The sequence below is a fragment of the Dactylosporangium salmoneum genome, from assembly GCF_039532525.1.
GTDB classification, from domain to species: Bacteria; Actinomycetota; Actinomycetes; order Mycobacteriales; family Micromonosporaceae; genus Dactylosporangium; species Dactylosporangium salmoneum.
The window spans coordinates 1-1,162 of sequence record NZ_BAAARV010000149.1; the positions used below are offsets into that span (position 1 = coordinate 1).

General features: G+C 71.4%; 1 protein-coding gene. It reads right to left on the reverse strand.

The features are described 5' to 3' along the window. Positions 1-1,133, reverse strand: a 1,133-nt coding sequence (locus ABD352_RS57420) for an IS30 family transposase (RefSeq protein WP_425554026.1), incomplete at its 3' end; no start/stop codon positions are given. Positions 1,134-1,162: the final 29 nt, after the last annotated feature.

Below are 1,162 nucleotides of genomic sequence, written 5' to 3' on the forward strand. Positions count from 1 at the left end.
AGGCGTTCGGCTGGGGTGTGCCAGCCGAGGGTTTGGCGGGGTCGGCCGTTGAGTTCGGCGGCGACGGCGGTGAGGTGTTGCGGGCTGTGACCGGTGAGGTCGGTGCCTTTGGGGAAGTACTGGCGGAGCAGGCCGTTGGTGTTTTCGTTTGAGCCGCGTTGCCAGGGGCTGTGGGGGTCGCAGAAGTACACGGGCATGCCTGTGGCGGTGCTGAACTGGTGGTGTAGGGCCATTTCGGCGCCCTGGTCCCAGGTCAGGGATCGTTTCAGGTGTTGGGGGAGGGTGGCGACGGTGTTCAGGAGGGCGTCGCGGACGGTTTCGGCGCTGCGGCCGCGGGTGCCCAGGTGGACGAGCAGGACGTAGCGGGTGGCGCGTTCGACGAGGGTGCCGATCGCGGACTGGCCGTCTTTGCCGATGATGAGGTCGCCTTCCCAGTGTCCGGGGATGGCGCGGTCGTCGGCTTCGGCGGGCCGGTCGCTGATCATCAGCATCGGTGCGGTGAACCGCGGCGGCCTGGTGCTGGTGGTGCGGGGGCGGCGCACGGCGCGGCCGGTGCGTAGTGCCGCGGCCAGTTCCCGGCGCAGCGCGCCCCTGCCCTGGACATACAACGCCTGGTAGATCGTTTCGTGGGACACGCGCAGCTCGTTTCGGTCGGGGAAGTCGAGGCGCAGCCGGGCACTGATCTGCCGCGGGCTGTGCCGGGACGTCAGCAGGTTCTGCACCAGATCCAGCAGGGCCGGGTTCCCGGCCAGCTTCCGGGTCTTCGGCCGGGGCCGGCGGCGTTCGGCACGCTGCTGCGCGGCGAACGGCTGATAGCCGCCCCCGGCCGGGTCCTGGTTGCGGGCGATCTCCCGGCTGACCGTGCACCGCGGCCGGCCCAGCTCCGCCGCGATCACCGCCTGCGACACACCAGCACGGAGCCGGTCACCGATCACGACCCGCTCATCCAGGGACAGATACCGGGCCGACACCACCGGCCGCACCACCACCGCGGCCGCGGCCGCAGCCGCGGCGGCCGCTTCCCGCCGCCACCGATACCCCGTCCGCGGAGCCACCCCGACCAGCCGACACGCCTCACCCGTCCGCACACCCTGCGCAACGAGCTCGGCATACACCGCACGCTCCGCCCACAACGGTTTACACCCCTGCGGGCGACGATCTT